We start from the raw sequence: 4,553 nt of genomic DNA on the forward strand, positions 1-4,553 counted from the left end.
AGCGGGCGGCCGCGCTGGGGCCTCCGGCGGTTACGGAGCGGGCGGCGCGGCTGCGGGACGCGCTGCGTGAGGAACTGTCCGCGTGAGGAGCTGTCCGGCGTGAGGCCGGGCGGGGGTGTGCAGGTGAGGCGGCGCCGGGCTGGGGCGGGGCACACGGCCCGGCGTTCGTGGGGTGCCCCCCACCCCCGGCTCCTCCTCCGCTCTCGGCTTCTCTCGAGCGGGGGACGCCCATCGCCCTGGGAGCGGCTCCCCAGCCCTTGAAGCACTGGGGAGGCGCGACTGTCCGCGGTGGTGGGGTGGTGCGGCACGGCTGCCCGCAGTGGCGGCCGCGCTCGGTTGCCTGCCGCTGTGGAACGGATTTGCTTCTGTCGGATGTCTTGACGTAGTGTTTCATTCATCGACGCGGGGTGGAGCAGCTCGGTAGCTCGCTGGGCTCATAACCCAGAGGTCGCAGGTTCAAATCCTGTCCCCGCTACTGAAGGCCGAGGGCCGGAATCCGACAGGGTTCCGGCCCTCGGCCTTTAGCCCCGGCATCCGATGGATGCCGGGGCTTTCACTTACGCGTGTGTGCCGCCTACGCCGCCGCGCAGTTCGGGCAGATTCCGCGGTACGTCACCTCGACGTCGGAGACCGTGAAGCCGAAGCGCTCCGTGTCGGGGAGGTCGGCCAGCGGATTGCCGGTCGGGTGGACGTCGCGGATCGCGCCGCACTGCGCGCACACCAGGTGGTGGTGCGGTCGGTGCGCGTTGGGGTCGTACCGCTTGGCCCGCTTGTCCGTGGCCACCTCCAGCACCTCACCGAGCGAGACCAGCTCGCCCAGGGTGTTGTAGACGGTCGCCCGGGAGATCTCGGGCAGCTTGGCGACAGCCCTGGAGTGCACCTCGTCGGCCGTCAGGTGGACGTGTTCGCCGTCGAGGACCTCGGCCACGACACGGCGCTGCGCGGTCATGCGCCATCCACGTCCACGGAGCCGTTCCAAAAGGTCACTCATAGGCACCAGCCTAACAGCAGGGGGACAGGAATCCCGAACGGGTGTGACTTTGGAGCTTTACTTGACTTAGACATTGTCCATTGTAGGATCGGGATCGGATTTGGCCAAGGCACAGGTTGGTCAGTGATGACGCAGGAGGCGCACGTGACGCAGGGACCGCTTACTACGGAGGCCGGTGCTCCGGTTGCCGACAACCAGAACAGCGAGACCGCGGGCGTCGGTGGCCCGGTCCTCGTTCAGGACCAGCTCCTCATCGAGAAGCTTGCCCACTTCAACCGTGAGCGCATCCCGGAGCGCGTGGTGCACGCCCGCGGCGCCGGTGCCTACGGCACCTTCACGGTGACCGCCGACGTCACGCAGTACACGCGGGCCGCGTTCCTCTCCGAGGTCGGCAAGGAGACGGAGACCTTCCTCCGCTTCTCGACGGTGGCCGGCAACCTGGGCGCCGCGGACGCCGTGCGCGACCCGCGCGGTTTCGCGCTGAAGTTCTACACCGAGGAGGGCAACTACGACCTCGTCGGCAACAACACCCCGGTGTTCTTCATCCGGGACGCGATCAAGTTCCCGGACTTCATCCACACCCAGAAGCGCGACCCGTACACGGGCTCGACGGAGGCGGACAACGTCTTCGACTTCTGGGGTCTGTCGCCCGAGTCCACGCACCAGGTGACCTGGCTGTTCGGTGACCGCGGGATACCGGCGTCGTACCGCCACATGGACGGCTTCGGCTCGCACACCTACCAGTGGAACAACGAGGCCGGCGAGGTCTTCTGGGTCAAGTACCACTTCAAGACGGACCAGGGCATCAAGAACCTGACCGCCGAAGAGGCCGAGATCCTCGCGGGCAAGGACCCCGACTCCCACCAGCGGGACCTGCGCGAGGCCATCGAGCGCGGTGACTTCCCGTCCTGGACCGTCTACGTCCAGGTGATGCCGGCGGCCGAGGCGGCCACGTACCGCTTCAACCCGTTCGACCTGACCAAGGTCTGGCCGCACGCGGACTACCCGCTGATCGAGTTCGGCAAGCTGGAGCTCAACCGCAACCCGCAGAACATCTTCGCCGAGGTCGAGCAGTCCGCCTTCAGCCCCGCCCACTTCGTGCCGGGCATCGGTCCCTCCCCGGACAAGATGCTCCAGGGCCGCCTCTTCGGCTACAGCGACGCCCAGCGCTACCGCATCGGCATCAACGCCGACCAGCTGCCGGTGAACCGCCCGCACGCCACCGAGGCGCGTACCAACTCCCGTGACGGCTACCTGTACGACGGCCGCCACAACGGTGCGAAGAACTACGAGCCGAACAGCTTCGGCGGCCCGGCCCAGACCGGCCGTCCGCTGTGGCAGCCCGTCGCGGTGACCGGCGTCACCGGTGAGACGGTCACGCCCGTCCACGCCGAGGACAACGACTTCGTCCAGGCGGGCAACCTGTACCGGCTGATGACGGAGGAGGAGAAGGAGCGCCTGGTGAACAACCTGGCGAACGCCATCTCCGGAGTCACGCGCGACGAGATCGCCGACCGCGCGATCAACAACTTCCGTCAGGCGGACGAGGACTTCGGCAAGCGGCTGGAGGCCGCGGTCCAGGCCCTGCGCGGCTGATTCCAGCGCTGGACCGCTTGTCGAAACACGGGCCGGACCCCCTCGCGGGGTCCGGCCCGTTCCGCATGCCGCTACGCCGGTACCCGCTGGGCCGGCTGCCGCTGAGGTGCCCAGCAGCGGATGATGTCGCGGACCGAGACGATGCCGGCCGGCTCGTCCCGGTCGAGGACGATCAGATGGCGGAAACCACCGTGGGCCATGGTGGCGGCGGCCTCCTCCAGGGTCCAGGACGGGGCGGCGAACACGACGTCGGTGGTGGTGTGGGCGTGGGCGCGCTCGGCGTCGGGATCCTGGCCGAGCCCGACGGAGTTGAGGACGTCCCGCTCGGTGAGGATGCCGATGCCGGTGCCGTCGGGATCGAGGACCACGGCCGCGCCCACCCGGCGGGCGGACATCAGGGCGGCGGCCTGGCGCAGGGTGTGGGCGGGGCCGATGGTGAGGACCAAGGTGCTCATGGCGTCACGGACGAGCATGGATGGAGCCACCTCCTACCGGAAAACGCGAGGTCACGGGCGTGGGAGCCCGTTCGTTCGCGATTTCACAAGTTCACAAGTGGGGGAACTCCCAGAGTGGCAGGCAAAGCGGGGGTCAACAAGGGGGCGCGTGCGGCCGACCGGGGGCGCGCACGCTCACCCGTACCGCTCAGTAACGCTGGTTGAGGTACCCCAGCAACTCGTCGTGCAGCAGCCCGTTCGACGCGGCCGCGTTGCCGCTGTGCGGTCCCGGACGGCCGTCGAGCCCGGTGAAACTGCCGCCCGCCTCCGTCACCACGATCGCGGTGGCCGCCATGTCCCACAGCGACAGCTCCGGCTCGGCGCACAGGTCCACCGACCCCTCGGCGACCATCATGTACGGCCAGAAGTCCCCGTACGCGCGCGTGCGCCACACCTCGCGGGTCAGGTCGAGGAAGCCGTCGAGGCGCCCCTGCTCCTCCCATCCGCTGAGCGAGGAGTACGCGAAGGAGGCGTCGGAGAGCTCGGAGACGCGGGAGACCTGCAGCCGGGAGGCCGACGACAGACTGCGGCCGCTGAAGGCGCCGTGCCCCTGCGCGGCCCACCAGCGGCGGCCGAGGGCGGGGGCGGAGACCACCCCGACGACCGGCTGGAAGCCCCCCTCACCCGCTTCCATCAGGGAGATCAGCGTGGCCCACACGGGCACCCCGCGCACGTAGTTCTTGGTGCCGTCGATCGGGTCGATCACCCAGCGCCGGGGTCCCGTGCCCTCCACCCCGTACTCCTCGCCCAGGATCGCGTCCCTGGGGCGGGCGCGCTTGAGGTGGCCGCGGATGAGTTCCTCGGCGGCCTTGTCCGCCTCACTCACCGGCGTCATGTCCGGTTTGGTCTCCACCTTGAGGTCGAGAGCCTTGAACCGTTCCATCGTCGCGGCGTCGGCGGCGTCCGCCAGGACATGGGCGAGACGCAGGTCGTCGAGGTAGTCGGGCATGCAACGAACGGTATCTGCCGAGGTCGGTGCGGGGCCACCGGGGGGCGGGTCCCGCGGACCCTTGACAGTGCCCGACGGCGCGTCAAATCTAACCGCAGGGTCGGCCGCTCGCCCCGAGGGAGGCGAAGATGCCTGCAGCGCGGGAAGCTCTGCTGGACGCCGCTTACACGGCACTGGCGCGTCGCCCGTGGTCCGCGGTGCGGATGGTGGACGTGGCCGCCGCGGCCGGGGTCTCCCGCCAGACGCTGTACAACGAGTTCGGCAGCAAGGACGGCCTCGCCCGGGCCCTCGTCCGCAGGGAGGCCGACGGCTACCTCGCCGGCGTCGACCGCGCCCTCACCGGTCACTCGGACCCGCGCGACCGGCTGACCGCGGCCGCCGAGTGGACCGCCGCCAGCGCCCGTGAGAACGCCCTGGTCCGCGCCATGCTCACCGGCTGTTGGGGCGAACGCCTGCCCGCCCTGGACCTCGCGGCCGTGGCGTCCGGATCCGCCGCGCCCGCGCAGCGCCGCGCCGACGGTCC

5 protein-coding genes and 1 tRNA gene are annotated in these 4,553 nt (G+C 70.0%); 3 read left to right on the forward strand and 3 right to left on the reverse strand.

Annotated features, from left to right (window positions below; all coding sequences use genetic code 11):
• The first annotated feature begins 401 nt into the window (after positions 1-401).
• Positions 402-475, forward strand: a tRNA-Met gene (locus tag B7767_RS23490).
• A gap of 99 nt (positions 476-574) precedes the next feature.
• Here B7767_RS23490 and B7767_RS23495 read toward each other — a convergent pair.
• Positions 575-991, reverse strand: a complete 417-nt coding sequence (locus B7767_RS23495) for a Fur family transcriptional regulator (RefSeq protein ID WP_085573941.1) — start codon at positions 989-991, stop codon at positions 575-577.
• 144 nt (positions 992-1,135) lie between these two features.
• Here B7767_RS23495 and B7767_RS23500 point away from each other — a divergent pair, with 144 nt between their 5' ends.
• Positions 1,136-2,587, forward strand: a complete 1,452-nt coding sequence (locus B7767_RS23500; protein WP_218775814.1) for a catalase — start codon at positions 1,136-1,138, stop codon at positions 2,585-2,587.
• Between the two features lie 71 nt (positions 2,588-2,658).
• Here the strand turns inward: B7767_RS23500 and B7767_RS23505 are convergent, their stop codons facing one another.
• Together B7767_RS23505 and hisN are read right to left on the reverse strand one after the other, a co-directional pair.
• Positions 2,659-3,060 (reverse strand): cyclic nucleotide-binding/CBS domain-containing protein, encoded by a 402-nt coding sequence (locus tag B7767_RS23505; RefSeq protein ID WP_085573943.1) that lies wholly within the window; start codon positions 3,058-3,060, stop codon positions 2,659-2,661.
• Positions 3,061-3,229: 169 nt separating this feature from the next.
• Positions 3,230-4,030, reverse strand: coding sequence for a histidinol-phosphatase (hisN, locus tag B7767_RS23510; protein WP_085573944.1), 801 nt, complete (start codon positions 4,028-4,030; stop codon positions 3,230-3,232).
• Positions 4,031-4,158: 128 nt separating this feature from the next.
• Here hisN and B7767_RS23515 point away from each other — a divergent pair.
• Positions 4,159-4,553 (forward strand): TetR/AcrR family transcriptional regulator (locus B7767_RS23515; RefSeq protein ID WP_085573945.1); only part of this gene is annotated, 395 nt, incomplete at its 3' end.

It is taken from the genome of Streptomyces sp. 13-12-16 (assembly GCF_002114215.1).
Lineage (GTDB): Bacteria > Actinomycetota > Actinomycetes > Streptomycetales > Streptomycetaceae > Streptomyces.

What these genes read in the sequence shown, in the direction of transcription:
- B7767_RS23495 (WP_085573941.1), bottom strand. Translation starts at nt 991, where the DNA reads ATGAGTGACCTTTTGGAACGGCTCCGTGGACGTGGATGGCGCATGACC.
- B7767_RS23505 (WP_085573943.1), bottom strand. Translation starts at nt 3,060, where the DNA reads ATGCTCGTCCGTGACGCCATGAGCACCTTGGTCCTCACCATCGGCCCC.
- hisN (WP_085573944.1), bottom strand. Translation starts at nt 4,030, where the DNA reads ATGCCCGACTACCTCGACGACCTGCGTCTCGCCCATGTCCTGGCGGAC.